This window comes from Polymorphum gilvum SL003B-26A1 (genome assembly GCF_000192745.1).
GTDB classification, from domain to species: domain Bacteria; phylum Pseudomonadota; class Alphaproteobacteria; order Rhizobiales; family Stappiaceae; genus Polymorphum; species Polymorphum gilvum.
The window spans coordinates 3,882,861-3,908,070 of record NC_015259.1; the positions used below are offsets into that span (position 1 = coordinate 3,882,861).

The window sequence follows — 25,210 nt, forward strand, 5'->3', positions numbered from 1 at the left end:
TTTAAAGATCGGCGCGCAGATCCCACAGTTCCGGGAACAGCACGACATCGAGCATACGGCGCAGATAGGTGACGCCGCTGGTGCCGCCGGTGCCGCGCTTGAAGCCGATGACGCGCTCCACCGTGGTGACGTGATTGAAGCGCCAGCGGCGGAAATAGTCCTCGAAATCGACCAGCTTCTCGGCCAGTTCGTAGAACGGCCAGTAGCGCTGCGGGTCGCGGTAGACCGCCGTCCATGCCGCGCGGACGCTGTCGTCAGCCACATAGGGCTGCGACACGTCGCGGCTGCGGACGGCATCGGAGATCTCGAAGCCGGTGCGCGCGAGCAGGCGGACGGCCTCGTCGTAGAGGCTGGTGTCGCGGCGGATCCGCTCCAGCCAGGCATGGACCTCCGGCACGTGCTCGTGCGGGCGCAGCATGGCCGGGTTCTTGTTGCCGACCATGAACTCGATGGCGCGGTACTGGTAGGACTGGAAACCCGAGGACTGGCCGAGCGCGGTGCGGAAAGCGGTGTAGTCGCTCGGCGTCATGGTACGCAGCACGTCCCAGGCGGAGTTGAGCTGCTCGAAGATGCGCGCGGTACGGGTCAGCAGCTTGAACGCCGGCTGCAGGCAGCCGTCGGCGATGTTCGCCTTGGCGGCGGCAAGCTCGTGGAGGGCGAGCTTCATCCACAGCTCCGAAGTCTGGTGCTGGACGATGAACAGCAGTTCGTCGTGAGCGTCGGACAGCGGCTTCTGCGCCGACAGGATCGCGTCGAGAGACAGATAGTCGCCATAGGACATGCGGCCATCGAAGCGCATCTGGGCGCCGTCCCCGGCCGGATCGAAGGGGGTGGTGTCGAAGGGCGTGGTGTCGGGGCCGGTCATCAGGTCACCTTGGCGCGGATCTTGAAGCGCGGGGCATCCCACGCGCGGGTGTCGAGGATGTCGGCGAGGATGTCGACAGCGGCGAGAACGTCCGCATGGGAGACATACAACGGCGCGAAGCCGAAGCGGACGATGTCGGGAGCGCGGAAGTCGCCGATGACGCCGCGCTCGATCAGGGCCTGCATGAGCGCGTAGCCGTCGGCGAAGCGGAACGACACCTGGCTGCCGCGCGCCTGCGGATCGCGCGGGCTGGCGAGGACGAGCCCGGGACAGCGCGCTTCGACCTCGGTGCGGAACAGCTCGCAGAGGGAGATCGACCTGGCACGCAGGGCGGCCATATCGACATCGTCGAAGACGTCGAGCGCGGCGTCGAGCGCGGCCAGTGACAGGATCGGCGGCGTGCCGACGCGCATGCGGTCAGCGCCGGCGGCCGGGCGGTAGTCGAGATCGAAGGCGAAGGGCGCCTCGTGGCCCATCCAGCCGGCAAGCGGCTGGACGGCCTCGGCCTGGTGGCGCGGCGCGACATAGAGGAAGGCCGGCGCGCCGGGGCCGCCGTTCAGATACTTGTAGCCGCAGCCGACGGCGAAGTCGGCGCCGGCACCGGCGAGATCGACCGGGAGGGCGCCGGCGGAGTGGGCAAGATCCCAGACCGCAAGGGCACCGGCAACATGCGCGGCGCGGGTCAGCGCAGCCATGTCGTGGCGGCGGCCGGTACGGTAGTCGACCTCGGTCAGCATCAGCACCGCAACGTCGGGACCGAGGGCACCGGCGACCTCCTCCGGCGCGACGACACGAAGCTCGTGGCCGCGGGCGAGCAGGTCCCTCAATCCCTGAGCCATGTAGAGGTCGGTCGGGAAATTGCCGGTGTCGGACAGGATCACCGTGCGGCCGGGGCGCAGGGCAAGCGCGGCGGCGAGCACCTTGAACAGGTTGACGGAGGTGGAATCGCCGGCGACGACCGTGCCGGACGCGGCGCCGACCAGGCGGGCGATACGATCGCCGACGCGGCGCGGCAGGTCGATCCAGTCGTGGTCGTTCCAGGCGCGGATCAGGCTCTGGCCCCATTGCGCGCGCACCACCCCGGCGAGCCGCTCCGGGACATGGGCCGGCAGGGGACCGAGGGAATTCCCATCGAGATAGATCACGCCGGCAGGCAGCTCGAAGGCGGCGCGCTTGCGGCTGAGCGGATCTGCCGCATCGAGCGGATGGACGGCATCGGATCGGTCTTGCATGGAATGGTCCTGCCTGTCGGGTGTCTTTCCGGCACTTTCACGAACGCTAACAGCAGACAGGAGCAGTCGCAATGATTATATATAACATGATCGATCCTATATTTCTATCCGGAACCATCCGGCTGCGGAGAGTGGAATGTCGAAGACCGAAGACGCCCATGCGACCGTGCGGGCCGCGATCCTGGACTGCCGCCTGCCGCCGGAGGCGCCGCTCGCCGTGTCGAGCCTGAAGGCGCGCTTCGGCTTCGGCTGGACGCCGCTTCGCGAAGCGCTGTCGCGGCTGGAGGCGGAGCGGCTGGTCGAGTTCCAACCCAACAAGGGCTACCGGGTCGCCGGCGTTTCCGCCGCCAGCCTGCGCGACCTGCAGGAGGCGCGCAGGGCGATCGAGATCCGGCTGCTGTCGCGTGCCATAGACCGCGGCGGCGAGGACTGGGAGGCGCAGATCGTCGCCGCCCATCACCTGCTGGCCAAGGCGCCGGCGCCGTTTGCGAACGCGACGGTAGCCGAGGTCGGCGTCTGGGAGGCCCGCCACGACGCCTTCCACGCCGCGCTGCTGGCCGGCGCCGAAGCGCCTTGGCTTGCCGCCTTCGCCGCCCAGGTGGCGGAGCAGCTGCGCCGCCACCACCGCTTCATGCTGCGCGCGCCGGAGGTCGCCGCGCGCCTTGCCGCCCCCGGCAACGACGCCCTGCGGCAGATCTTCGCCGACCATCTCGGCCTTGCCCATCACAGCGCGCTGATGGAGGCCACGTTGGCCCGGGACACGGCACGCGCCGAAGCCCTGCTGATCGAGCACATCGGCTTTTCGCTGGCCGTCTACGAGGCGCTGTGGCCGCAAGCGGGCGGCTGAGCGTTGCCTACCGGCCGTTCGCGACGCGGTTTTGCGACGCGATCCTGTCGCGAAAACGCCGGGTGCTGCAGTGCCGCGTGACGACGGCCGGAACTGCCGCCATGATCCGGCAACTTCGATCCACCGGCCCGGTGCCCCCATGTTCATCAGCGTCTTCGACGTGTTCAAGATAGGTCTCGGTCCGTCCAGCTCGCATACGGTCGGTCCCATGGTCGCCGCGGCACGGTTCCTGGACGTGATCGCGGCCGACGGCACGGCAGCCGGCGGAGACCGAATGAGCGTGCGCCTCCACGGCTCGCTGGCCTTCACAGGCAAGGGCCACGCCACGGACCGCGCGATCTGCCTCGGGCTGATGGGCGCGCGACCCGACACGCTCGACCCGGAAGCGGTCGAGCCGATGCTGGCGCAACTCGAAGCCGCCAAGCTCATCGAGCCGCCCGGATTGCCGCCGCTCGCCTTCGATCCGCAGACGGACCTCGTGTTCGACTTCGGCCCGGCGCTACCGCTGCATTCCAACGGCATGGTGTTCCGGCTCATGGATGCCGGCGGAGGCGTGCGCGCCGAACAGACCTACTACTCGATCGGCGGCGGCTTCGTCGCCACGCCGGAGGACCTCGGCCGCGCCAGCGAGGCCGTCGACCGGCTGGCCGGACAGGACGTGCCCTTCCCCTTCGCCAGCGCTGCCGAGATGCTGGCCATGGGCCGAGCGTCGGGACTGTCCGTCGCCGAGATGAAACGGCGCAACGAATGCGCGACGCGCGCACCCGAGGAGGTCGACGCCGAGCTCGACCGGCTGTGGGTGGCGATGGACGGCTGCATCGAGCGCGGCCTGGCGCAGGAGGGCGTGCTGCCCGGCCGGCTGAAGGTGAAACGTCGCGCCAAGGCGATCCATGACAAGCTGCGGGCGGAAGCCGACACCAACCTGCCGATGGCGCATGCGGTGATGGACTGGCTCGGCGTCTATGCCATGGCCGTCAACGAGGAGAACGCCGCCGGCGGCCGGGTGGTGACGGCGCCCACCAACGGCGCGGCCGGCGTGATCCCGGCGGTGATCCGCTACTACCTGCACCATTGCCCGCACGGGGATGCGGCCGGCGTGCGCCGTTTCCTGCTGACCGCAGCGGCGATCGGCGGCATCATCAAGGCCAACGCCTCGATCTCCGGTGCCGAGGTCGGCTGCCAGGGCGAGGTCGGCTCGGCCTCGGCGATGGCGGCCGCCGGCCTGTGCGCCGCCCTCGGCGGCAGCAACGAGCAAGTGGAGAACGCGGCCGAGATCGCGCTGGAGCATCACCTCGGCATGACCTGCGACCCCATCGGCGGCCTGGTCCAGGTTCCGTGCATCGAACGCAACGCGCTCGGCGCGGTCAAGGCGGTGACGGCCGCCTCGCTCGCCCTGCGCGGCGACGGCACACATTTCGTGCCGCTCGACGACTGTATCGAGACCATGCGCCAGACTGGCCTCGACATGGCGGAGAAATACAAGGAGACCTCGACCGGCGGTCTGGCTGTCAACGTCGTCGAATGCTGAGGCGGCCAGTGAGCGGCCAGTGAGGGCGACCGGTGCGAGCGGCAGGAACCGCCCGCACCGGATGATGCGTCAGATGCCCCAGACGGCGGCGCGCTCGGCGAACATCCGGCCTTCCATCGCCTTGGTATAGGCGGTGCATTCCTTGATGTAGTCGATGTAGGCGCCGTGGATCTTCTCCGACATGGCGTCGCCCTTGGGGAACTCGTCCAGCACCTCGCGCGCGGCCTTGCCGAGGGCGGCGACGACGTCGTCCGGGAAGGCCGATACCTTGGCGCCCTTGGAGACGAGGTCGGCCAGAACCTTGGTGTTGTTGTAGCGGAACTCGGCCACGGTATCCTCGGCCTGGGCCTTGGCGGCGTTGGCGAAGATCGCCTGCATGGCCGGCGACAGGTTTTCGTAGACGTTGCGGTTGACCATCATCTCGAGCGCCGGGCCGGGCTCGTGGAAGGCCGGCAGGTAGTAGTAGGGCGCGATCTTGTAGAGGCCGAGAGCAACGTCGTTCCACGGGCCGACGAATTCGGCGGCGTCGACGACGCCCGACTGCAGCGCCGGGAAGATCTCCGGCGGCGGGGTAAGGACGGTCGCCACGCCGAGCTTGCGCATGACGTCGCCACCGAGGCCGGCGATGCGCATCTTCAGGCCGGCGAGGTCGTCCAGCTTCTCGATCGGCTTCTTGAACCAGCCGCCGGCCTGGGCGCCGGAGCCGCCGGCGTAGAAAGGCTTCACGCCGAAGGGCGCATAAGCCTCGTCCCACAGCTCCTGGCCGCCACCGTAGGCGATCCAGCCGGACAGTTCCGTCTGGTCGAGGCCGTAGGGCACGGTGGTGAAATACATCGTCGAGCGGACTTTGCCGACGTGGAAATAGGGCGCGGTGTGGCCGATGTCCGCCGTACCGGACGAGACCGCCGAGAACACCTCGAAGGGCGGAACCAGCTCGCCGCCGCCGTAATAGGTGATCTTGACCTTGCCGTCGGACATCTCCTCCAGCCGCTTGCCGAGCTTTTCGGCGCCGGTGCCGACACCCGGAAAGCCGCGCGGAAAGCCGCCGACGAGCTTGAGATTCAGGGTTGCCTGGGCAAGCGCCGGCGCCGCCAGCGCGGGCGCGGCCGCCGCCGCGAGGGCGCCGGTCTTGAGGAAGTCACGACGTTTCATGCAGGTATCCTCCCGTGTGGTGTGGGCATGCGTCGGCGCAAGGTAAGCACCGAAGCCGCGTCTTGACCAGTGCGACGTGAAGCGGAGGCCGCCGCCGGTTCGCACTGCCGCTCGGATCCGCCGGTCAGTTCTGCTTGAGACGGGTCTTCTGGGCGTGCTCGATGTGGCGACGCGCCGCCGCCTCGGCGGCATCGAGATCGCGCGAGGCGATCGCCGCGACGATGGCGGCATGCTCCTCGACCGCCGTCTCGCGCCGCTCGGGCGTGTCGAGTGTGGTGCCGGCCATGAGAATCATCGACAGGCGCAGGTGGTCGATCTGGTCGACCAGGTAGCGGTTGTGCGAGGCCAGACAGAGGCGGCGATGGAACTCGCGGTTGGAGCGCACCAGGCTGTCCTCGTCGGCGACGCGCTTGCGGTCGGCCTCGACCAGATCCTGCAGGATCTCGATCTCGGCGTTGGAGGCGTGCTGGGCGGCGAGGCGGGCGGCGGTGCCTTCCAGCACCTCGCGCATGTAGTAGACCTCGCTGATCTGGCCGTGGTCGAGGGTCGGGATGACCATGCCGCGGTTGGGCTCGTGCACGGCGAGGCCCTGCGCTTCCAGACGCTTCAGGCCCTCGCGGATCGGCGTGCGGCTGACACCGTAGGACTCGGCCAGTTCCGCCTCGCGCAGGCGGTCGCCCGGCTTCAGGGTCCGGTCCTCGATCGCCTCGACCAGGCGCTTGTAGATTTCGGCTCCGTTCATGACGGTTCCATAGCCTGTCCGCGCGTCGTTTGGAATCCTTTCGCGTCCGAACATCATCGGCGAGACGGCCTGAACAGGCGACCGCCGATGACGGGCTCGCGCGCGCCGGTGGTCTGCGGATAGCTGGTCGGCAGACCGGCCATGAAGCGGGCGCCGAGGAAGGCCATGGCCTGCGCCTCCAGCGCGTCGCCGTCGAGGTCGTAGTCGTCGGCCGGTGCGACGCGGCCGGTGAGGCGCTCGGACAGTTCGCGCATGACGGTCGGGTTGCGCCGGCCGCCGCCGCAGACAACCCACAGCAGCGGATCGGCAGGCAGCAGGGCGACCGCGCGGGCGACCGCCTCCGCGGTAAGGGCGGCCAGCGTCGCCGCGCCATCCTCCGGACTCATGCCGTCGACGAGCTTCAGCGAGAAGGCGTTGCGGTCGAGCGATTTCGGCGCCGGCCGGGCGAAGAAGGGATGCGTCAGCGCGATCTCGACATGGGCGAGTTCAGCGACCCCGGCGGCCGACCAGCGGCCGTCGCGGTCGCAGTCGTCGAGACCGTGCCGGCGGATCCAGTCGTCGAGCAGGGCGTTGCCAGGGCCGACGTCGAAGGCGAGGATCGCGTCGCCGTCGATATAGGTCAGGTTGGCCACGCCACCGATGTTGAGGAAGCACAACGGGGCATCGAGGCCAGCGGCGAGCGCCCGGTGATAGACCGGCACCAGCGGCGCACCCTGGCCGCCCGCGGCCATGTCGGCCTTGCGCAGATCGCCGATCACCGGCAGGTCGATCGCATCGGCGACGTGCTGCGGATCGCCGAGCTGGACGGTCTCACCGCCATCCGGATCGTGCCACACCGTCTGGCCGTGGAAGACAACAAGGTCGGGCCGCAGGCCGTGGGCGGCGACGAAGGCGCCCAGCGCCTCGGCATGGTCGTCGCCGACGGCGCGACCGATCTCGTCCCAACGGCTGCGGTCGGACGGACCGGCGGCGATCGCCTCCAGCACCGCCTGGCGCGTGGCAGCCCGATAGGGCACGGTCATCGCCGGGCCCTGGCGCGCGACGGCGATGCCGTCGGTGTCGATCACGGCCAGATCGATGCCGTCCGCCGATGTGCCGCTGATGGTGCCGACAACCGTGAGAGGCTGCATGGGCCCGTCCCTCTTCATCCGTTCGAGCGTCAGTACCTGACCGAACCGCCGGGTCAGGCGGCCCGGTATTCCGCGCCGGCGATCATGATGTCCGACAGCACAGCATAGGCGGATTGCCACGCCTTGCGCACCTGCGGCGTGAAGTCCTCGCCGAGGTGGACCTCGAGCGTGAACAGCAGCGCCTCGCCGGCGGCCCGGTAGTGCCGTTCGCGCACACCGTAGGCGACGTGGCGTTTGGCCAGCGCCTCGATGTCCGGAAGGATCAGTTGCAGGCTCGACAGCATGTCGACCACCGCCGTCAGCGCCTCGGCCAGCTTGCGCTCCTGCGAGCGGATGTCGGCGCGAAACAGGGGCCTGACGTCCGGCGCCAGCACGAACAGGCGCCGGTAGAAGGTCGCCATGGCCTCGTCCGCTGCCGGCTTCAGCGCCTCAAAGTTCTGCTGCACCAGCCTGATCTGTTCCGGCGTCAAGGATCGTCCCCTTCGGCGGCGTCTCCCGACGCCCTCCCGCTCACCACCCGCGAATCCCGAAGTCTGGAGGTCATTGGTTGAGACTTTACCAAAATCGCCGCATTTCGCCATAGCTCCACCCGCAGGCCGCACGACCCGCCCTTGCCAGGTATCGACGCAGCCGCTAGGCCTTTGGCCAAGATGGACGGAGCGCGCCCGGGACGGGCAGGGAGAACAACAGTGGACAGCGCGGACTACAGGTTCTGGACCGGCAGGGCGGCGGACTGGGCGGCCGACTACCGGGACACGATCCGCACCCGGCCCGTGCGGGCGCGGACCGCGCCGGGCGAGATCGCCGCAAGGATCCCCGCAGCGCCGCCGGAGGCGCCCGAGCCGATGGAGGCGATCTTCGCCGATTTCGAGCGCGACATCGTGCCGGGCATGACGCACTGGCAGCACCCGCGCTTCTTCGCCTATTTCCCAGCCAATGCGGCGCCCGTTTCGGTGGTGGCGGAAATCCTGGTCAGCGCCATGGCGGCACAATGCATGCTCTGGCAGACATCGCCAGCGGCGACGGAACTGGAAACGCGCGTGCTCGACTGGCTGCGCCAGGCGCTCGGCCTGCCGGACGGCTTTCACGGTGTCATCCAGGATTCCGCCTCTTCGGCGACGCTGGCCGCCGTGCTGACGATGCGCGAGAGGGCGCTCGGCTGGGCGGGCAACCGACAGGGGCTCGCCGGCGTGCCGGCGGTGCGCGTCTATGCCTCGCCCGAGGCGCACAGCTCGGTGGAACGGGCGATCTGGATCGCCGGCATCGGTGCGGACAACCTGGTGCGCATCCCGACCCACGGCCCGCTGCGCGGCATGCAGGCGCAGGCGCTGGAGGCGGCGATCACCGCCGACCGAACCGCCGGCTTCCTGCCGGCCGGCATCGTCGCCTGCATCGGTGGCACCAGCATCGGCGGCACGGACGACATCGCGGCGGTCGCTGCCGTCGCCGCCCGGCACGGACTGTTCCTGCATGTCGACGCCGCCTGGGCAGGCTCGGCGATGATCTGCCCCGAATTCCGCACCCTGTGGGCCGGCGTCGAGGCGGCCGACAGCCTGGTGTTCAATCCGCACAAGTGGCTCGGCGCGCAGTTCGACTGTTCGGCGCATTTCGTCCGCGACCCGGAGGCGCTGGTACGCACCCTGGCGATCAGGCCCGACTATCTCAGGACCCACGGCAAGGACGGCGTCGTCAACTATTCGGAATGGTCGGTGCCGCTCGGGCGCCGCTTCCGCGCGCTGAAGCTGTGGTTCCTGATCCGCGCCCATGGCCTGGACGGCCTCAGGACGATGATCCGCAACCACGTCGCCTGGGCGCGGGACCTCGCGGAGCGGATCGATGCCGAACCCGACTTCGAGATCGTCAGCGCACCGGTGTTGTCGCTGTTCTCGTTCCGCTACAAGCCTGCCGGCTGCGCGGATGCGGATGCGGATGCGCTGACCCAGCGGCTGCTCACCGCCATCAACGACGACGGCCGGATCTACCTGACCCAGACCACAGTCGACGGCCGCTATGCCATCCGCTTCCAGGCCGGCCAGTTCGAGACCACCCGCGACGACGTGACGGCGGCCTACGATATCATCACCGGGATCGCGCGCGGGCTTTGAGCCCCGCCCGCACGACCGCACCTCAGAGGACCCGCGCCACATGCATCCCCGCTTTGCTCCGCTGCTGTTCGGCGCCCTGCTGTCCGGACTGATGTCGCTGATCGTGTCGGCGATCGCAACGCTGCGCGCGCTCGGGCCGGCGCCAGACTTCGTCGCGCTGTGGCTGCAGGCGTGGCTGGCCGCCTGGGCGATCGCCTTTCCCAGCGTGCTGGTCGTCGCCCCGATCGTGCGCCGGCTAGTCGCCCTCCTGGTGCGCGCGCCGGACGCGGATTGAGGCCCCCGCCGGCATTGCCGGATTTGCCCCGATTCGCCCGAGGGCATATGATCGTCGCTGCCGCAACCCGGGTATCGGGAGCGGCGGAAGCAGGACATCTGGCGCTACGACTACAACACCGTCAGGCCGCATTCCTTGCTTGGCAACAAGACACCCGCAGAAGCGGGCCGGGCGCTTGAGCACTCTGAGGGTTCCGCGCCCGGCCCGCTTGTCCAAAACCAAACCGACCACTATCAGCCCCAAGGCCTCTCGTTATGATCGAGGGACGACCGGGGGGCAGGTCAATATTCTGGGTGTCTCGACAACCGCCGTACGGTACTCAAACTGACATTTGGGGAGCGCCTGCGCTACGCGCGGTGATGGATGCAGAACGGAAAATATGACATTACCGTTCAAGATTTTGAGTGAAATTCACGACTCTAAAAGAGAAATGGCGCGCCCGTGAGGATGAAACTGGGAACTCATATGTCATTGTTTCTGCTATATAAATTTTCATCTAAGGCGTAGCTGGGTCGGCGCACTCCGCCGGAGGCGAGTTGGCCTCCCTACATGAAGCTCCGAAAATCGAACACGCTGTCAACCATGTTGGGGTTCTGCTGGATGATGTCGGCAAACGCCTTGGAATAGACCAGCGTCACGGGGAGCTTCTTGTAGAGCGTGTTGTTGTTCCAATCCATTTTCGTAAGGCCGATGATCCCGGCGCATGTCTCGTGCCATCCCCCAGCTCCGCTGAATCGCCGGACTAGGACAGGCGACGGCGTGGGCTTGAGCGCGCCCTCTTTGTAGACATTGTTGTTCGGGTTGGTGACGTGTACACCCCGGACGCTGCCCTGCGTCCACAAAAGGGCTTCATTCGTCGAAATCGGAAAGTAGGTTCCGCGCTCAACCGGATAGTTGTGGGGCTGTGGCGGCGACTTGAGGTCGAATCGCGCGCCCTTCCAATCCGTTCCCTTCACGATCTGAACCAGTTCTATCTCGGTACCGTCCTTGAAACTGTCGAGCGCACCAAGCTGCTCTTCCTCCTTGAACGGCGTGTTCTTGTGGATCGTGACCTTTCGGGGTGAACGCCCGAAATGCCCTCCTTGATAAATCTCCAGGCTGCGAGAGAGGACGGACTGCATCTCGTAGTAGGACAGATAGGGATTCTTCCGACCGTCCTGCGTGAACTCTCGTGCGTCGTAGGCGACAAACCTGAAGCCGGTGCCGTCCGGGTCGAAAAGTTGGCTGCAACAGGTCGTGTACTGGTTGCCTGCCTTGTCCGCCTTCATCGCATAGCTGATGCCGATATAGGCTTCGTCCTGGCGCAAGCCGGTCAACTTCCACGGAACGCCGCCGGCTTTGGCATAGAGGGCGACGCTCAGCCCCCACATGACGTTCGCGCGGCAAGTGCGTGTCAGGCTCGACTCCCGGATGATCTGAATGGGAATACTGGACGCTGCGCAGTACGCCTTCAGAAAGTCGTGAAAGTCGAAATTCTCGCCCTCAAAACAGGTCGCCCAATGTTCCGGGAGATAGACCATGGCAACATCGAAATTGCTGCGCAACGGCCCGAGCTGCGCAAGGCACTGGAAAAGTCCGCGGGCAAGCTCGTGCTTTTCGCCGTTGCGCGCATGGTTCTCCAGAGCGTCCGGGAATGTCAGGGTCAGATTGTCGCTTACGGCCGCGACCGGAATCCGAAACACGTCCGTGAATCCCGGATAGTCGGGATAGTAGTTGACGGCCTCCTTCGGCTTCGCGCGGCCGTTCAATTCCCGGAGAAGGGCCGGCAGTTTTTTCTGATCCAGCTTCGGTGCAACAAGCGCAAGCCGCAAGGTGCTCGGAGTACCGTATTTGAGGCCGAAGGGGCCGTGGTTGATGAGGCCCAGCAGCGGGTGCTTGTGCCGCTTATTTCCCGCAAACAACAGGTCCGGCTCCGGCAGGATCGCATAGCCCGACAGTTCGCTTTGCGGGCCGCTCATGACCGAAGCCTTTGGGAGAAGCCCGTCCGTGTGCCGAAGGAAAACGTAGGATTCTCGGCGACGTTACCGGAGCCAAAGGCAGATACAGTGACTTCCGTGTTTCTCGCCTCCGTTCCGCCAACGAGGCGGACCCAGGCATCAAGGAGCTGGTTGTACTTCTTGTTGAAACGATCGCCTCGCCGCTTTGACAGAAATTCGTCGGCAATGCGGCGTGCTCGGCTGGGCCAAATCCAGATGTCGGGATCGACGATCAGCCAGTATTTCCCGTCGCGCAGGTCGAGGGATACGCGCGCTGCCTCGGCCCACCGAACGCGTTCCGGCTCAGGATGGTGATCGTCGGCGGGCGCGGTCAAGCCGTCGATCTGGCCGTGAACCTTCCCCACTGTTTGGGCCAGCCCATAGAAAGGCGACTGATCCTCCGCATGGGCGTTCGCGATGATGAAGGCGCTCTGCCCATGGGTTCGCGTCAATAGCGGTTTGCCTCGAACGAGCGCCGCGCATAGCGCCTCCTCAAGGAAGCCCTTGAGGTACAGATGCTCATCAAGAGTAAGGAGCTGCTGGCCAAGATCGTGCGGAACGAGCGCATTGAGATCGGACTTGAAATGCTCGCGCAGATCGGCCTCAGCTCCCCAGGCAAGGACCGTATCCCCCTTGGTCAGGATCAGGCGGCCTTCCGATTTCCGCTGCACATCCCGCAATGCGCGCCAGTCCTTATCACACGTAAAGGAAAGGCTTTGACATTCGCCGGGAAGGCTGGTGAGCGGCAGCGCATTCAGCCGCATGATCGGCTTGCCGGTTCCGGCGCCCGGCAACGGGATCGAAACGCTGGCCGCCTGCGATTTGCGAACCTTCTTGTCCAGATCAGGCGGCTTGCCCGGAAGATTCCGCCATATACGAAGCATCAGGGCGTCGAATGTCTCTATGGCGACGTATGCCGCCTTGACACCTTTGGCGCGCGCTGCGTTCACGAGTTCATCGACCGCAGAAGCCGGCGCTGTGCCTTTGATGCCCGTCCAATAGAAACCGTGCGGAAAGGCGTTTGGAGCGTCGAGCGCCTCCTTGAACATGGTCATTACGCTGTCGTCTCGCCCGCTGAAGCCCATGACGACGAAGCCAAAGCGGGCGGCGGATACTTTGAAAGACTGTGCAAGCTCCGCATTTTGAGCGGCAAGGTCTGAGGCAAGATTTTTGATGCTGTCATGCCGGAAGTCGCCATGAAGCTTGCAGTAGAACGGAAACTCCTCGTTGTTGATGGCCTGGACGGCCGAACGGGACCCCTCAATATGAAAGGCGGAAAGCGAGGCTCCGCTGACCTCTGCGATAGCCTTCTCGACGATGGTATCAAAGTTGGTCGTGTAGGCGATCCGGCTGAGGCCGCAGGAAAGCATCGCCCCGAGCACGCGATTGCCGATGGACAGCGTGGCCTTGTCCTCGGCAAGGATGCCCGCCAGATAGCGGCGCTGTCGCTCTCTGTCCTCGCCAAATATCTTCTCGAAGTAGGTCGAATACTCTTCTGGCGCCCATTCGTCTGGAAAACCTTTCGATGTCATGTAGGACTGAATACGCGATCGCACTGCTTCAAGCTGCACGTCCTGCCGGGAGATGTCTTCGTTTTCCTGCTGGCAGTAGTAGCGGCGTTTCAAATCCCAGATGATGTCGGTCGCGGTCGGAAGACCGGCGGTTCGCGAGGTTCCCGCACCAAGAAACCATCCGAAATTTTGCGGCCGCTCACAGATAATGCCGGTGAGCTGGCCTTGGTCGATTGGCGCTTCGGCGTTCATAGCGAATACCATGTCGCACGCGCCCTGCCGTGTTGCCGGATGCGCCCTGTCGTGACGAGCTCGCGAAGCCGCACCTTCAGCGTGTTCCGGTTTGCGCCGGTGATCTCGGCAAGCTGGGCGATCGTGAGACGCTCTTTCGCCTTTAGAGCTTTGATGACCTGTAGAGACAGTTCCGGCAATTCGGATTCGCTCCCCTGGCCCGCGCGTTCGCGCTCCAACCGTGCCGCAAGGCCATCCTTCTGCTTCTTGAGGCAACGAAGGAAGAAGCCGATCCACGGCTCCCAATCTGGCACGTCTTTTTTGAGCGTTGTCTGCGTTCGCCGCAATGCCTTGTAGTACAGGTCCTTGTTTTCCTCGATTACGCGCTCCAGCGATGCGTATGGAACATACGCATAGCCCAATCGTAGCAAGAGAAGAGTGGTAAGGACGCGCGAAAGCCGCCCGTTCCCGTCCTGAAAGGGATGAATTGCAAGAAAGGTTACAACGAATACCGCAATGACAAGAAGCGGATGAAGCGATTCTTCGTCAAGCGCCTTGCGTGTCCAACTGACAAGCTGTTCCATCTCGCGCGGCGTGTCGAAAGGCGAGGCCGTCTCGAAGATCACTCCGATTTCCCGCCCTTCCGCATCAAGAGCGACGACGTTGTTGGGCAACGTCTTATAGGCACCGCGGTGACGTGAATCCTTTTCGCTATGGCGAAGCAACGTCTGGTGCAATTGGCGGATATGGTTCTCGGTGAGGCGCATATCGGTATAGACCTCGAAAACGAGGTCCATGGCTTCGGCGTACCCTGCCACCTCCTGCTCATCGCGCGTTTTGAAGGACTGGACGGAGATCGCTCGCGAAAGCAGGTCTTCGACCTCGATGTCCGACAGTTTCGCTCCTTCAATGCGCGTAGAGGAGCCCACGCTCTCGATGGTCGCGACCCTGCGAAGTGCGCTGAGGCGGTCGGGAGAGAGTGTCTTGAGGGCCTCCCATCTCCCCTTGAACTCGTCGATTTCGGCGACGAGCTTGACGAGATCGGGGCCGAGTATGAGCTTTGGCTCCCTCATGATCGGGAAGCCGTCATATCCGATTCCATACCCGATTATACCCGATCCGACCCGATTCTCCCAGCCAAGATCGGGCGTTTATCCAGACAAGATTCGCTCCTCGGCTTCGACGATGTAGTCCGATAGCTCGTCGTCCACCCTGCTCCGGGCCGCGATGACGCTGGGCCAGCGGCCCCGCCCGTCCGGCCCGATGGTCGCGCCCCATTCCTCGATCAATGCGCGCACAAGCGCGAGCTGGTTGGTGCCGACCGCGATGTGAAGCGCGGCAAGGCCGGTGCTGGGATCGGCGAAGTCGATATCGGCCCCGGCCTCCAGGGCGGCGACCGCGCTGTCGAAGTCGGCGTCATAGGCCGCTTTGAGCAAGGCGCGGTCGAGGCGTTCCGCCTCGGCACTGTCCTGCGGCCGTGCCGCGCGACGTTTGGGCGTGGCGGCGCTCATGGCGATGCCTCCCCCGCAGCGGGCGCGAAGTTCACGCGCTCCGCGCGGAACAGGCGCGGCCCCGTGGTCGGTGCATCGTCCAGCGGGCCGATGCCCTCATGGCCGTGACCGACGACCGGGAACGGCTCGCCCGGAACCGGGCCAAGCCAATAGAGCCGCAGCGTCCCGGTCAGGACGTTGCGCATGAGGGCGCAATAGGCTCCGGCGGGCTGGAACAGCACGCCCTCATAAGTACGGCGCGCGGGCGCGGTGGCTTCCACCGTCGCCCGCCGCCAGTTGGTGACGGTCTCGGAAACGGCCGCGAAGGGCCGCGCAGGCAAAGCCGCGACGGTCAGAGTCGAGAACGGCACCCAATGGTCATAGCCCGGCGGAGAGACGGCGAAGCCGGTCTGCGCAGGTTCCGTTCGCCCCGCGAAGACGCCGATCAAATCGGCGGGCGGCTGCAATGCCGCGCCGTCGCGGCGTCCGCCGACGAAGGCGGCGACGGCCTCGCCAAGATCGGCGAGCGGATCATCGTCCGGCAAGCCCTCCGCAAAGCGGTGGCAGAACCGGACGATGATGTCGTTGGAACGGTGCGACGCGGCGAGGAAGCGTTGCAGGGTTTTCAGGGGAAGGTTGTCGAGAGCCAGGTCGTTGGCCTCGGCGATCAGCTTTTGCAGGGTCGGCACGCCGATGCGGTGATCTTCCATGTAGCGCAGCAAGGCACGCCGAACACGATCCCGGTCCGCCTGATCGAACCGGGTCTGCTGTGTTCGCTCCGCTGCCTGCGTCTCCGCCATGAAGTCAGCCCCAAGCCTCCGGCCATATTGCACGAATGGCGGGCCGAACCCATGCCGAAACGCAGCAAGGCGAAGCCGCCGCCGTCCGGTTTGGACGGCGGCGGCGAGTTTTCAGGGGCGGTTCGGGGCGGCCGCTTGGGCCGCCCCTGCCGTGGTCAGGCTGCCGCCCGCACGGGTTCGGCTCCGGTCATGCGGAACGGGGCCGGAAGCCATGCAATGCCCTGCATGGCCTTCGCCACGTACCGGGCGGCGTCCTTCTTCTTCAATTCGCTGATCGACACCTGCATCGGTGCGCGGGTCTCGGTGACGATATGCAGAAGGGTCGCCTTGCTGACACGGCCATAGAAGCCCTCGACGCTCGGCGTCCAGTGCTGCGCCATGTCGAAGGACAGGGCCTCGGCGAGATCGCTGGCATGATCGAGACGGGCGGTCTTCGTGTGATCGTGCTTCGTCTCGACGGCGTTGACGCTCTGGGCCGCAAGGAAGGCCAGAAGATCGAGCAACACGTCCTGCGGCTGCGCAAGGCACCAGCCGAACAGGTCGGCGGCATCGCCCGGAAGGTGGTCGCCCCACCGCTCCGCCTCCTTGGCAAGGGCTGCATGGGCGGTGCAGTCCTCCATGACCTCGACATGGCGCTCAAGGTTCTCGCTCGATGCCCGCAGCCAGCCCGTCCTTGGCTCCTGTGCGCCGGACATTGGCCTTGCTCGGCACCAGCTTGTTGAGGGGGATGGTGACGGTTTCCGGGGTGGTGATGGTGGTCATGTTTGCTCTCCGTGATCGAGGTTAAAGGCCGGGTTCAGGCCCGCGCCCTGAACCCCTGGCCCTCGCCGAGAGCGGGGAATGGGAGGGGAGCAAACGGAATCTGCGCGGGTGGTGCGGGCGCACAAGTGCAACGCGGAGCCACGGCCGCGCTGATTGCGCTTGCTGGGGAGGGATGGGGCGGCGCCCCGTCCTCCCCTTCACGCGAAGATGCCTTGCGGAGAAACAGCCTCGCGCCCCTCCTTCCCAAAGGGCGCGATCTTGCCACGGGCGCATCCTCGGATAGCCCTATGCGATGATCCCGCATGCGCGAATGTCGGGGTTGGGCGTCAAAGACCCATGCGGATGTCGGGATCAGGCTCCATATTGGATTTAAATCATGGATTCAGCCTGCCCGGCGGACTCGCGTTGCTCAATCGAGCGGGCAAAGCGCGCCAGGGTGCGCCCGATCACGTCGTCGGCCGCGATGAACGTGGCCCACCGGTCGAGGGGTAGCGACGCCAAGCGTTCTTCCGTCTCGGCCTCGCTCGTCTGCCGTGCATGAAGGTGATCGTCGGGAACCGGTGTCGTCATGCCGAAGAAGCCGAGTATCCGCCGCGCGGCCTGCGGCAGGCAAAGGCGATAGGCGTTGCTCGTCTGCCGGAGCTGCGGCCCGCGCCCGTCCAGCCCGGTCGGCTCGTAGCGGCGCAGCCAGTCGATGAAGCCGTGACGGCGGAGGTTCTTCATGGCGCGGACGATGGCGTCCTTCGACCGTTTCAGTCGGTGCATCATGGTCTGGATGGACGGCTCCAGCCGCCCGGTGCGGAAATCGACCAGGCGGACCAGAAGCTCAAGCAGCTCGATCGCCACCGATCCGAGCGGCCCGCTGCGCTCGCCAGGTCGCCGTTCGGCCAGTTCAAACCGCTTGGCGGCCATGAGCACGGCTTTCGCCTCATGCCGTCCTATAGGCTGCCAGAACGCGGCCTCGCAGCGCCCCTTGGGACGGCTTGCGCGGCGCACCGGAACGGAAGCCGGTCGCTTGCGCGGCCCGTCGCCAACGAATGTGTGTATATGTTGAAATGTCATGGTCTCCTCCATTGTTGGAGGGCGCGATGACGCGGGCGAAAGACAAAAGCACTCCTGCCTCGCAAGTAATACTTGCAAGTCGATGTCGCTTTGGCCTATATTGGGAATGTTGGTTTCCGAATATAGGCGCGTCTATCGCCAATCAAAAAAGCCCCTCGCCGCTGCAAACGGCAGGGGCTTTGTCATTTTGCCCTTTGGTTGATGTTATCTAGGTAGGCTTCAAGCGCCTTCTCTATAACCGGAGCGCGACTCCGAACGCCGAGAGCGTCCTTTATTTGGTCAAGGCGGGCAACGAGATTGGCGGGAACGTAGACGTTGACGATACGCCCCCCTTCCGACCGCTTCTTCTCGTGGTACAGAGCAAGGTATTCTTTATTGGTTTTGACTTCTTTATTGCTTTTCATGAAAACATGGTGGGTATATTTTTGTTTATTGGCAACAAGAATATTGGATGGCGCAGAAACCCTTGCTTTCGAGATGTCGTCCAATCCTGAAATAGCCGCCAAGTCACGAATCAAAGCGCCGATTCGAGAATCAAGCGCGGGCGATGTCGTCCAGCCGGGCTTTCCCCTTCTTCACGAACAGCAGGTCGAGGGCTTCTTCGAGAAGGGCCTGAACGGTGGTGTCTTCCTCCGCTGCGATCATGCGAAGCTGACGTGCGATCCTCGGATCGAAATGCCCGGCGACAAGCTTGGTGCCGACGCGTGATGGCCGCTGCGCAGCGGGCGCGCTTCGGGCGTCAGCCGATGACTTGCTGACGTCCGGCGCTGCGGCGGGTGGCGGTTCATCGAGTGGCGCTGCACGGTTAATGGCCGCCAAGAGCGCGTTTGGTTTTCTGCTCGGTGATGTCATTCGGTGCCTCCGCAATGTGTATACAGGTATAGTCGTATAGGTGTTTGAGCTCCTCGGCGGCCTTGCCCTGGGCTTCGTATTCCTGCGCGACCTGGCCGGTTTGCTGGGCGCGGGAGTAGGCGATGCGGTTGCCGATCCGCACCGGACAAAGGGCGATGCCGAGCTGCGCCACGGCCTCCTCCGCATCGCCTACCTCCCTGCCGCTCGGCGGACAAAACGTCAGCACCACGGCTGCGCGCTTGCTGAACGCCTTGATGAGATCGACCGTGCGCGTCATGGCTATGATGTCGAGAACGGCGGGCTTGGCGGGGATCAACACGAAGTCGGCGAGCTTCGCCGCGTCATAGGCAATGTCCTTGGCGAAAGGCGGCGTGTCGATGATGACCAGATCGGCCCCGGCCTCCTCGGACGCCTTCAGGACATGCTCAAGCCGGGCGGGCGGGATCGCCGTGACGGCTGGCCCGTCGTCGCCCCTGTTGTCATTCCAGAATGTCGCGCTCGCCTGCGGATCGAGGTCGAGAAGCAGGCATTGTTGCCCGCGCCTTGTCGCCTCGACCGCGAGCGCTGTTGCAAGTGTCGTTTTTCCGACGCCGCCTTTTTGAGAAATAATGGAAATTATCTTCAATAACGCCTCACCAATACAATACGAATCAAACATGTATACACATTAACACATATACAGGTTTTGAAATATACTGGTTTGATCGTATAGGTATTTACCGCTCCGGCCCGCCTCTATCGCGGTCTCTCTCGCGGGCGCGCCGCTCACGCGCCTCGCGCGCCTTCTTCATGCGGATGGCCTTCTCGCGGCGCGCCAGCTTCTCAAGCTCCTCCTGCGTCAGGGGCGTGCGCTCGTCCGCCGGCTTCAATCCGTCAGAAGGGATCAGGCCGGGCTTCCTGTCGCGCTCGCGCGGCCGGCCAGTATCTCCCGGCAGCGCACCCGCCGGCTTCGCCTCCGGCGTCGATCCGGGAGGCGCCGCAGGCGGCTTGACCGTCGGCGGCTGGCCGCCGGGGGCGACAGGCGTCCCACCGCGCACCCTGGCCGGATCGACCTTGGCGACGGGGAGCGGTGCGGGCTTGCCGCGCTCCTTGGCCTCCAGCTCGTCCCTGAGTCGCGCCACCACCGCGTCCGTTTTCGCGTCCATGCGCTTGAGGGATTCGGCATCGAATCCCGGCACGCTCTGATCGGGCAGCGGATCGAGACCCTGCTGTCCAGCCGGGGGCTTGCGCTTGAAGGTCGAGGGCTGGCCGGTATCGGGCAGCACGGTCGCGCGCGGCTTCGCGCCGCCGCCCGACGATGACGACCCGGACTTGCCGTCGCCCTTGTCGCCGCTGTCTGAGCCGCCCCCCTGATCGCCGTGACCGAGCTCGTCGAGGACGCGCGCGACAATGCGATCGACCTCCTCGTTCATCGCCTTCAGGCGGGCGGGATCGAGGTCTGGATGGGTGTCATCGGGCTGAAGCTCCGACGACGGGACGGCCTCCGGTATCTCGGCGACCGGACGGGCGACCGGCGTTGCGGCCGAAGGTGAAGATCCTCCCTGCGACACCGCGCGGCCCTCGGCCTGCGCATGGCGCGCCTTCATGCGCTCGATCAGGGCATCGACCTCGCGCGTCCGGTCTTGCTCATGCTGACGCGCGAGCGCATCGCGCTCCCCGGCCTGCGCCTCGCGCAGCCGGTCCCGCGCGTCGGCATGATCGGCCAGCAGGCTGCGGCCCTCGGCCCTGAGCCGCGCCCGCAGCAGGTTGAGCTGGCGGTCCTGCTCCATCTTGAAGGCGGCGAGCTTTGCATTGCGCTCGGCCTTGGCAGCACGCCCCTTCAAGGTGACGATCTCGCCAAGGCGGCGGATGAAGCCCGGCTTCAGCTCGTCCCGGTAGGCGTCATGGGCCGCGCGGGCGTCATGGACGGCGCTGCGCAGCTCCGCCATCGCCGCACGGCGGGCGGTAAGCTGCGCCATGCGCTGCGCGTCCTGAAGGGCCTCGAAGCTCCGGCTGTGGCGAAGTGCCAGCTCCGCCACGGCCTCGGCCGCGCGATCCCCCTGGGCCTTGTCCAGCCGGGCGAGCGCAAGGTCGATCACTTCGAGCTGTTCCTTCAGGCGCTCACGGTCGGCGTTGCGGTCCTTGACCGCCTCGTAGTCGCCGATCGTGCGCTCGGCCTTCTCCGGCTCGCCATTGCGCAACGCCTCCGTTGCGGTCGGGCCGAGCTTCGGCTCCGGTTCGCGGTCCACACCCTGATTGGCAAGGCTGCGATGATCGACGCGGAGATTGAGGCCAAGCCGCTCGAAGAGCCGGTTCTGCGCCTCGGCCCAGGCCACCCGCGTCTCATGCAGAAACTCCTTGCCGTTCCAGGACCGCTCCTTGGGGCCGAAGGTGCCGAGCGTGAGCGCGCGGGTCGTCAGCATGACGTGCGCATGGTAGTTGCGCTCGTCGCCCGACGGGGAATGGCCGTGGATGGCGACATCCGCGATCATGCCCCGGCTGACGAACCGCTCGTTCACGAATTGCCGGACCAGAGCCTCACGCTGCTGGTCGGTCAATTCGTGCGGCAGGGAGAGCAGGACCTCGCGGGAGAGCTGGGCGTCCTTGCGACGCTCGGCGGCCTCGACCGCGTTCCAGAGCTTGGCGCGGTCCTGCATCCAGTCGGGGGCGTTATCGGGTGCGAGAATGAAGGCGGCCTTGACGTTCGACTTCCGGGTGAAGTCGTGCGTCTCGCCATAGGTCTGGTCAACGATCTTCTCGGAGGCGCGATAGGCGGCCGCCGCGACGGCCTTATGGCCGGCCGCGCGCGAGATGATCTTGAACTCGCAGCGATAGATCGCCACCGATGGGTCTCCCTGCCGCCCGGCCAGTCCAGAGGGGCCGCCTCCCTCTGGGCGTGATCGAACGGCGCTTGTGTTCGCGGGTTCGGGCAGCGCCCGTGCCGAAGCGCCAAAGGCGCGCAGGCGAGGGGAAGCCCTGCGGCGAGGGGATACCTCCCCTTGAGCACCTAGCGCGGAACATTGCGCCAGCAATGTATAACCGCGCTATTATAGTTTCACACGCTTCAGCTTTCCAATTCCTTAACGCATTTGTGGTAATCTGGACACATGCACCGAAATCCGGCACGATGGGGGCAACTCGCACCACGATTCAATCGCCTGGCTCGACCGATGGCCCCTCGCAACTCACGCGACGCGCTGCTCGAAAAGCGCCGCAGGATCGAAGCGCAATTGAAGGCGCTCGATGCGCGTGATCGTGAGCAACAGCGCAAGGACGACACCCGCCGCAAGATCATCATCGGCGGGCTGGTCATGGCGGAGATGGAAAGCGACGCGGACCTGCGGGCCGCAGTGCGCCGCCTGATCGAAGAGAAGGCCGGTGACAAGGACCGGGACTTCCTCGCGGAATGGCTGGCATCCGTAGCGTCGCCGTCGCTCGAAGATGCCGCCGGATCACGGCAGGCGCAGGCCCCCAAGGCCGCGCCGCCCGTGCCACAAGAGACACCGCATACGGCGGCAAGAGAAGCTCCGGCAAAGTCGTCGCTGATCCTGCCGGGTCAGGGCGGCACGGCGGACAAGCCGCCGTCAAAGCCGTCCATCATATTAAGGCCGTGACATAGCACAGGGGTGTCGCAATGGCGGGAAAGGACGACAAGGACAAAGCCGGCAAGCCGCCGTTCAGTCCCTTCCCGGCCAGCGGCGCGTTCGGCAAGCCGCCTCCGATGTTCCAGAACCTTCAGGACGGCGATGCGGCCCGGCCGGCGGAGCCGCCAAGGACGGCCGCCGGGAAAGCAGACGATGAGGCGAAGGGCGCGGATGCGCCTTCGCCCTTGGCCAATGTCGCCGCCAGGGCGCCGGAGCTGAAGGCCACGCTGGGGCGGTTCGGGCGCGATGCGCTCGGCCGCTTGAACGCGGCCGGGGCGGCGCTGCGGGAGACGGCCACGGCGACCGATAGCGAGACGCCCAAGCGTCCAGCAAAGCCGACGCCGCAGCCCGATGCGCCGAAGGCGCGGGGGCAAGCGGCGGAGTCACAGAAAGGCGCATGGGCGCGCTACCGGCGCGGCCTGATCGTTTTCGTGGTCGGGGCATGGCTGGTCTTTGAACATGCGCGGCGCAACGTCCCGCCCGCATTGGTGGGCGGGCAGCCGCCCGAAGCTTTCCTGTTCTCCCAGCTCGGCGCGAACGCCCTCGCCGCCGTCGCGGGTCTGATCCTCGGCCTCGTCCCGGTGCTGCTCATGACGCGGTTCCGCGATATCGGCCTCGCGCTGCTGGGGGTGCTGCTGCTTTATTTCATCTTCCTGCCCGTGGTCGGCACGGGGATGGTGTTTTTCACCGGCGCGGCCGCCGTGGTCGGCGGCATCGCGCTCGGCGTGTGGTGGTTCGGCAAGGAAGGCGTCTCCCTCCCGGAGACCTTCGGCACGTCACGATGGGCGAAGCTGAAAGACCTCACCGATGCCGGCCTGACCGGCGAGGAAGGCTTTCGGCTCGGCGCCTTCCGGGAGGGCAAGGAGGAAGCGATCATCCGCTATGCGGGATCGCGTCACCTCCTGACCGTCGCGCCGACGCGCGCCGGCAAGGGCGTCGCGGCGATCGTGCCGAACCTGCTCACCTATCGCGGCTCGGCGCTCGTGATCGACCCGAAGGGAGAGAACGCGCTGATCACGGCCAAGCGCCGCGTGGCGCTTGGCCAGGCCGTCCACCTGCTCGATCCGTGGAACATCGCCGCCGGCAAGCTCGGCATGAAGCCCGCGCGGTTCAACCCGCTCGACATGCTGCGGCCCGACGATCCCGATCTCGTCGAGAACGCCAACCTGATCGCCGACGCGCTCGTCGTATCGTCGGGCGGGGCGAATGATCGCTTCTGGGACGACGAAGCGCGCGCGATGATCGTGGGCCTCATCCTATGGGTCGTCACCGCGCCGCAGGAAGAGGGCAAGCGCACGCTCGGCCGCGTGCGCGACCTGCTCGTCCTCGAACCCAAGGAGCTATTCGGGGTGTTCGGGCGGATGATCGAATCCGATCATCCCGTGGTCGAATCCTCCGGCACCCGCGCCATGCAAAAAGAGGAGAAGGTCTTCTCGAACGTGCTGGCGACGGCACAGTCGCACACCAACATGCTCGACTCCCCGCGCATCCGGGAAAGCCTCTCCGGCTCCGATCTATCCTTCGCCGATCTGAAGGCGAAGCCCTCGACCGTGTTCCTGATCCTGCCGGCCGACCGCCTCGACACCTATGGCCGCTGGCTGCGGCTGCTGGTGCAACAGGCGATCCTCGTCAACGCCCGCAACATCGAGGCCACCCCCGCGCGGCCGATCCTGTTCCTGCTCGACGAGATGGCGGCCCTCGGCCGCCTGACGATGGTCGAGCAAGCCTTCGGCCTCATGGCGGGCTTCGGCATGCAGCTCTGGGGGATCGTACAAGACCTGTCCCAGCTCCGTCGCCTCTACGGCGACGGCTGGGAGACCTTCATCGGCAATTCCGGGGTGTTGCAGTATTTCGGGAGCCGGGACCGCATGACGGCGGAGTATTTCTCCGCCCTGTGCGGCGTGGCGACGGTGTGGAACATCTCGACCGCCGTGTCGTCGGCGATGGGCGGCGGAAGCCGCGAGTCGGAAAGCCGGACGACGGCGAACGCGCAACGCTCGCTCGCCTATCCCGACGAACTGATGACGCTCCGGCAGGAGCGCCAGCTTCTGTTCGTCGAGAACGGCTATCCGATCCTCGCCGACAAGACGCCTTGGTTCGCCGATCCCGCCCTGGAGGGGCTCGGCAACGATCTGCACAAGCCGCGCTGAAGGCGGTGGCGCGGCACTCGCCGCGCCCTTCCTTGCCGGGCGCACCGCCCGGCGCCATCGTGCCGCAGCCCAAGACGGGACGCCTTCCCGCCGGGGCGGGAAGGTCGAGGGGCCTATTGCCCCTCTTTCTCCTCCTTGGCGTCCTCCGGGCGGTTCTCGCGGATCACGAAGCGGCCGGTCTTCATCGGGATCATGTCGAGGTCGAGGTTGAAGCCCTTGCCGTCCTTGTGCGCCCAGGCGGCGCCGATGCGGTTCCAGCGGGCTTTGTCTTCTTTGCCGGTGACGTGGAACACGGCGTGGGTGGGCTTCTTGCTTTTCGTGGTTTCGGTGGTGGTCATGATCGTATCTCCTGATCTTGGGTTCCAAGACCGCGACCCTCGCGGCCTTACGGGGGACATTCGGGCCGATCCCGTGAGGCCGGGGCGCAAGGGGTAACACGGCCCCGAAGGGGGTGGTGCGGGCATCCCCTTGCGCGACGGCCGGGATGGGCCTTGCTCCTCCCGAAAAAAGGCCGTGCGGGGGGCGTTCGCCGGAACCTCGTTCCATGATCGGGACGGTCATGCGTCTCCTCCGCCGAAAGGCAGAAGCCGCCACGAAGTGGCTCCGTATTCCCTCGTGCCGGGAACCAAGCCCGCCCGCTCCGGCCACTGTCCGATGCGATCGGACCGTAAGGGCATCAAGCCTGCGCTCCCGCCCTGTGCGCGATGACGCCGCTCAATCCGATCCAACGGAGCCGCAGCATCAAAGGAGAAGGAAAGGTGGGCGATGACCGCACTCGACCCTTGCAAGAAGGATTGTCACCGAATGGCCGAAACGGGCGCTTGCGGCCGGTTCGGGGAGCAACGCGAGTAAAGCCTGACCCGAAGGGCTTGCAAATA

At 66.0% G+C, this 25,210-nt stretch carries 25 protein-coding genes and 1 pseudogene; 7 read left to right on the top strand and 19 right to left on the bottom strand.

The features are described 5' to 3' along the window. Nucleotide 1 precedes the first annotated feature (1 nt). Both kynA and kynU read right to left on the bottom strand, forming a co-directional pair. Nucleotides 2-865, bottom strand: a complete 864-nt coding sequence (kynA, locus tag SL003B_RS18080) for a tryptophan 2,3-dioxygenase (RefSeq protein ID WP_013654314.1) — start codon at nucleotides 863-865, stop codon at nucleotides 2-4. Then, nucleotides 865-2,097, bottom strand: a complete 1,233-nt coding sequence (gene kynU, locus SL003B_RS18085) for a kynureninase (protein ID WP_013654315.1) — start codon at nucleotides 2,095-2,097, stop codon at nucleotides 865-867. The genes kynA and kynU overlap by 1 nt, the downstream gene beginning before the upstream one ends. 136 nt (nucleotides 2,098-2,233) lie before the next feature. On the opposite strand from kynU, the gene SL003B_RS18090 reads away from it, so the two are divergent. Both SL003B_RS18090 and SL003B_RS18095 read left to right on the top strand, forming a co-directional pair. Next, entirely contained in the window at nucleotides 2,234-2,944 is a 711-nt protein-coding gene (locus SL003B_RS18090; RefSeq protein WP_013654316.1) for a GntR family transcriptional regulator, read from the top strand. A 139-nt stretch (nucleotides 2,945-3,083) separates the two neighbouring features. Continuing rightward, nucleotides 3,084-4,472, top strand: a complete 1,389-nt coding sequence (locus SL003B_RS18095) for an L-serine ammonia-lyase (RefSeq protein ID WP_013654317.1) — start codon at nucleotides 3,084-3,086, stop codon at nucleotides 4,470-4,472. Nucleotides 4,473-4,541: 69 nt separating this feature from the next. Here the strand turns inward: SL003B_RS18095 and SL003B_RS18100 are convergent, their stop codons facing one another. From SL003B_RS18100 to SL003B_RS18115, 4 genes are all read right to left on the bottom strand, one after another. After that, a complete protein-coding gene (locus tag SL003B_RS18100; RefSeq protein WP_013654318.1) occupies nucleotides 4,542-5,624 on the bottom strand; it encodes a TRAP transporter substrate-binding protein in 1,083 nt (360 codons plus the stop codon). A 124-nt stretch (nucleotides 5,625-5,748) separates the two neighbouring features. After that, nucleotides 5,749-6,366, bottom strand: coding sequence for a GntR family transcriptional regulator (locus SL003B_RS18105; RefSeq protein WP_041375626.1), 618 nt, complete (start codon nucleotides 6,364-6,366; stop codon nucleotides 5,749-5,751). Between the two features lie 53 nt (nucleotides 6,367-6,419). Next, a complete protein-coding gene (locus tag SL003B_RS18110; RefSeq protein WP_013654320.1) occupies nucleotides 6,420-7,496 on the bottom strand; it encodes an anhydro-N-acetylmuramic acid kinase in 1,077 nt (358 codons plus the stop codon). Between the two features lie 53 nt (nucleotides 7,497-7,549). Beyond that, complete coding sequence (locus SL003B_RS18115; protein ID WP_013654321.1) at nucleotides 7,550-7,966, bottom strand: globin family protein; 417 nt, start codon at nucleotides 7,964-7,966, stop codon at nucleotides 7,550-7,552. 219 nt (nucleotides 7,967-8,185) lie between these two features. On the opposite strand from SL003B_RS18115, the gene SL003B_RS18120 reads away from it, so the two are divergent. From SL003B_RS18120 to SL003B_RS22860, 3 genes and pseudogenes are all read left to right on the top strand, one after another. Beyond that, a complete protein-coding gene (locus SL003B_RS18120; protein WP_013654322.1) occupies nucleotides 8,186-9,601 on the top strand; it encodes a pyridoxal phosphate-dependent decarboxylase family protein in 1,416 nt (471 codons plus the stop codon). Nucleotides 9,602-9,641: 40 nt separating this feature from the next. Then, entirely contained in the window at nucleotides 9,642-9,875 is a 234-nt protein-coding gene (locus SL003B_RS18125) for a DUF2798 domain-containing protein (protein WP_013654323.1), read from the top strand. Nucleotides 9,876-9,956: 81 nt separating this feature from the next. Further along, nucleotides 9,957-10,133 (top strand): annotated as a pseudogene (locus tag SL003B_RS22860) (integrase core domain-containing protein); the annotation flags it as partial. Nucleotides 10,134-10,420: 287 nt separating this feature from the next. Here the strand turns inward: SL003B_RS22860 and SL003B_RS18130 are convergent. The 12 genes from SL003B_RS18130 to mobQ all read right to left on the bottom strand — a co-directional run bounded on the left by SL003B_RS18130 (nucleotide 10,421) and on the right by mobQ (nucleotide 21,381). Then, on the bottom strand, nucleotides 10,421-11,833 hold the full coding sequence (locus SL003B_RS18130) for an argonaute/piwi family protein (RefSeq protein ID WP_013654324.1): 1,413 nt from the start codon (nucleotides 11,831-11,833) through the stop codon (nucleotides 10,421-10,423). Beyond that, nucleotides 11,830-13,614: an SIR2 family protein gene (locus SL003B_RS18135; RefSeq protein WP_013654325.1), complete on the bottom strand. Its 1,785-nt coding sequence runs from the start codon at nucleotides 13,612-13,614 to the stop codon at nucleotides 11,830-11,832. Before SL003B_RS18135 ends, SL003B_RS18130 begins: the two co-directional genes overlap by 4 nt. Beyond that, entirely contained in the window at nucleotides 13,611-14,666 is a 1,056-nt protein-coding gene (locus SL003B_RS18140) for a Fic family protein (protein WP_013654326.1), read from the bottom strand. The genes SL003B_RS18135 and SL003B_RS18140 overlap by 4 nt, the downstream gene beginning before the upstream one ends. A 78-nt stretch (nucleotides 14,667-14,744) precedes the next feature. Then, complete coding sequence (locus tag SL003B_RS18145; protein ID WP_013654327.1) at nucleotides 14,745-15,104, bottom strand: ankyrin repeat domain-containing protein; 360 nt, start codon at nucleotides 15,102-15,104, stop codon at nucleotides 14,745-14,747. Then, nucleotides 15,101-15,883 (bottom strand): hypothetical protein, encoded by a 783-nt coding sequence (locus tag SL003B_RS18150; protein ID WP_013654328.1) that lies wholly within the window; start codon nucleotides 15,881-15,883, stop codon nucleotides 15,101-15,103. Before SL003B_RS18150 ends, SL003B_RS18145 begins: the two co-directional genes overlap by 4 nt. Before the next feature lie 155 nt (nucleotides 15,884-16,038). Next, nucleotides 16,039-16,578: a hypothetical protein gene (locus tag SL003B_RS18155; protein ID WP_158306645.1), complete on the bottom strand. Its 540-nt coding sequence runs from the start codon at nucleotides 16,576-16,578 to the stop codon at nucleotides 16,039-16,041. Then, nucleotides 16,520-16,645: a hypothetical protein gene (locus SL003B_RS24015; protein ID WP_277914608.1), complete on the bottom strand. Its 126-nt coding sequence runs from the start codon at nucleotides 16,643-16,645 to the stop codon at nucleotides 16,520-16,522. Before SL003B_RS24015 ends, SL003B_RS18155 begins: the two co-directional genes overlap by 59 nt. A gap of 369 nt (nucleotides 16,646-17,014) precedes the next feature. Next, nucleotides 17,015-17,707, bottom strand: a complete 693-nt coding sequence (locus SL003B_RS22450) for a helix-turn-helix domain-containing protein (RefSeq protein WP_013654330.1) — start codon at nucleotides 17,705-17,707, stop codon at nucleotides 17,015-17,017. 182 nt (nucleotides 17,708-17,889) lie between these two features. Next, on the bottom strand, nucleotides 17,890-18,195 hold the full coding sequence (locus tag SL003B_RS22865; RefSeq protein WP_206771940.1) for a ribbon-helix-helix protein, CopG family: 306 nt from the start codon (nucleotides 18,193-18,195) through the stop codon (nucleotides 17,890-17,892). A 46-nt stretch (nucleotides 18,196-18,241) separates the two neighbouring features. Then, complete coding sequence (locus SL003B_RS23425) at nucleotides 18,242-18,559, bottom strand: ribbon-helix-helix domain-containing protein (protein WP_049792612.1); 318 nt, start codon at nucleotides 18,557-18,559, stop codon at nucleotides 18,242-18,244. Then, the gene (locus SL003B_RS18170) at nucleotides 18,513-19,217 is read right to left on the bottom strand and encodes an AAA family ATPase (protein ID WP_206771941.1); all 705 of its coding nucleotides are present in this window, start codon (nucleotides 19,215-19,217) and stop codon (nucleotides 18,513-18,515) included. Before SL003B_RS18170 ends, SL003B_RS23425 begins: the two co-directional genes overlap by 47 nt. A 58-nt stretch (nucleotides 19,218-19,275) precedes the next feature. Next, complete coding sequence (gene mobQ / locus SL003B_RS22455) at nucleotides 19,276-21,381, bottom strand: MobQ family relaxase (protein WP_013654333.1); 2,106 nt, start codon at nucleotides 21,379-21,381, stop codon at nucleotides 19,276-19,278. Between the two features lie 327 nt (nucleotides 21,382-21,708). Here mobQ and SL003B_RS18180 point away from each other — a divergent pair, with 327 nt between their 5' ends. Together SL003B_RS18180 and SL003B_RS18185 are read left to right on the top strand one after the other, a co-directional pair. Next, nucleotides 21,709-22,152, top strand: a complete 444-nt coding sequence (locus SL003B_RS18180; RefSeq protein ID WP_013654334.1) for a hypothetical protein — start codon at nucleotides 21,709-21,711, stop codon at nucleotides 22,150-22,152. A gap of 20 nt (nucleotides 22,153-22,172) precedes the next feature. Then, the gene (locus tag SL003B_RS18185) at nucleotides 22,173-24,332 is read left to right on the top strand and encodes a type IV secretory system conjugative DNA transfer family protein (RefSeq protein WP_013654335.1); all 2,160 of its coding nucleotides are present in this window, start codon (nucleotides 22,173-22,175) and stop codon (nucleotides 24,330-24,332) included. Nucleotides 24,333-24,445: 113 nt separating this feature from the next. Here SL003B_RS18185 and SL003B_RS18190 read toward each other — a convergent pair whose 3' ends face one another. Then, nucleotides 24,446-24,670 (bottom strand): hypothetical protein, encoded by a 225-nt coding sequence (locus SL003B_RS18190; protein WP_013654336.1) that lies wholly within the window; start codon nucleotides 24,668-24,670, stop codon nucleotides 24,446-24,448. Nucleotides 24,671-25,210 lie beyond the last annotated feature (540 nt).